We start from the raw sequence: 2,184 nt of genomic DNA, 5'->3' as shown, positions 1-2,184 counted from the left end.
GCGCTGCTTGAGGGCCTTGTTATAAGAGGGCCAGTTGGTGATTTTAAAATTTTGTTTTGCCATGGAGACCTGATTTTGAAACAACTGTGGTGATCTGCTCCGATGATTACCCAAAAGTTCTATTTATTCAACAAAGCCTAAACGAAAGAGAAAACGCCGCAAGTTGGCTCAGGGTGGACCACGGCTGGCGCAACAGCAACAGCCCGCCCCATCCGACAATGCCCAGCAACAGCGCCAGCACAGCTGTACCGCCAAGCAACACCCACAGCAACATTCCGCAGCCAGATAGTAGCGCCAAGCAGGCCACCACAATCAGCGCTACGGCGGGCAGATAGTAACGCAATGGCCAGACATTCGCCGTGATATCTTGACGCAGCACCCGCAGCGGCTGGGTTGCCAACAGCAGGCGGTAAGGACGTAGCCCCACCAGCAGCGACATCACAACCAGCGATCCCAATACCCATACCCACGGCCATAGCACCGCCGCAGGCAACGCAGTGGGCAGCACCGGTGCTAACAAACGTGTGAGTATTGCTTCAAACCCAAACCCCACTAGGCTGCCGCATACGCCAGCCAATGCCAGTACCGATACCCATTGCCCGACAATCAAACGCCGCAGTGCGCGTTTGTCCGCACCCAGCGTTTTGAGTACCGCCACCAAATCATAGCGGCTGCGGCAATAGTACCCCATGGCAACGGGCACCGCCGCAACGTATAACAACAGCGTCAACAGCGCCGACAGCAGTAAAAATTGCTGCGAACGTTGCAGGGATTTACTTAATGCCCCATCGCTGTCTTCCATGCCGTACCAGCGCTGATCCGGTTTCAGCAGCGGTTTGATAAAATCGCTGAACAGTGTGATACGCTGTGCATCATCGGCAAACATATAGCGCCAGGTAATGCGACCGCCCTGCTGTATCGCCCCGTTTTTTTCACATCGGTGCTGCTCATCAACACGCGCGGTGCAGTATCAAACGGGTTAAACCCTTCGTCCGGCTCTTGAATCAGTTCCCCGGCTATCCGCAGCGTGATATCGCCGACATCGAGATTATCCCCGACCTTCAATCCCAGTAATGCCAGCAGTCGCGGAGCCAACAATACCGAGCCTGTAAGTGGGTGTAGCCCTTCCGGGCGCGTCAGGAGCTGACCATAGAGCGGGTAGCGATAGTCCGCCGCCTTGAAGCGTACCAACTGGGCCTGTTCGCCCGCATAGGTCATGGTCATGAACGACACCTGCCGACTGACCGTCAACCCTTGTTGCTGTGGCGTTTGCAGACAATCCTCATCGACCGGACGCGCAGCACGCAGCACGCGATCGCCCGCCAGAAAATCACGGCTCTGCTGGCTTAGCCCTTTCTACATGCGATCGCTGATATTGCCCAACGCCAGCACGCACGCCACCGCCAGCGTTAACGCCAGCCATACGATCAGCAGCGATGGAGATCACCACTCCCGCCAAAACCAGCGCCAGATCATGCCACCTCCTGTAATTTGCCGTCCAGCAGACGCAAACGCCGTTCGCAACGTGCTGCCAACTGCTCATCGTGGGTAACCAGGATCAGCGTGGTGGCGTAATCGCGATTAAGCGAAAACAACAGATCCACGATGCGCTCACCGGTTTTGCGATTCAGATTGCCGGTCGGTTCATCCGCAAACAGCACTCTGTGCCGTCCACTAAAGGCGCGCGCGATAGCGACACGCTGCTGTTCACCGCCGGATAGCTGCGCGGGAAAATGGTGCAAGCGCTCACCCAATCCCAACTGACGCAACAACTGTTCTGCCTGCGCACTGCTTTGTGCATCACTTTCACCGCGTAGCAGTGCAGGCAACTGCACATTCTCCAGCGCATTCAGCGTCGGCACTAACATAAACGCCTGAAACACAAATCCGACATCGCGGGCACACAGCGCAGTACGCCCATCTTCATCCAGGGCAGGTCGTGTATTCAATATGTTGATCGCAGTGTGAAATGTCCGGTTTTTGGATGTGGAATACAGTGGCTAAAGTTGATGTAAGATGCCCGAGCCTGTACACGAGATTGTATAATTGCCTGATTTTGATATGTTCAATCCAACATCAAAAGCAGGTTACTTTATGGACGAAAAACAGTTACAGGCTCTGGCTAACGAGCTGGCCAAAAATCTCAAAACCCCTGACTATCTCAACCAGTTTGATCGCCTGCTG

Annotated in this window: 2 pseudogenes; both read right to left on the bottom strand. The window is 54.9% G+C overall.

From position 1 onward, the window contains the following. Positions 1-133 precede the first annotated feature (133 nt). A pseudogene (locus QZ506_RS16500) lies at positions 134-1,434 on the bottom strand (ABC transporter permease); the annotation flags it as partial. Between the two features lie 38 nt (positions 1,435-1,472). Then, positions 1,473-1,934, bottom strand: a pseudogene (locus QZ506_RS16495) (ATP-binding cassette domain-containing protein); the annotation flags it as partial. Positions 1,935-2,184: the final 250 nt, after the last annotated feature.

Source organism: Candidatus Symbiopectobacterium sp., from assembly GCF_020054415.1.
GTDB lineage: Bacteria > Pseudomonadota > Gammaproteobacteria > Enterobacterales > Enterobacteriaceae > Symbiopectobacterium.
This window is presented reverse-complemented; position numbering and strand designations above follow the sequence as displayed.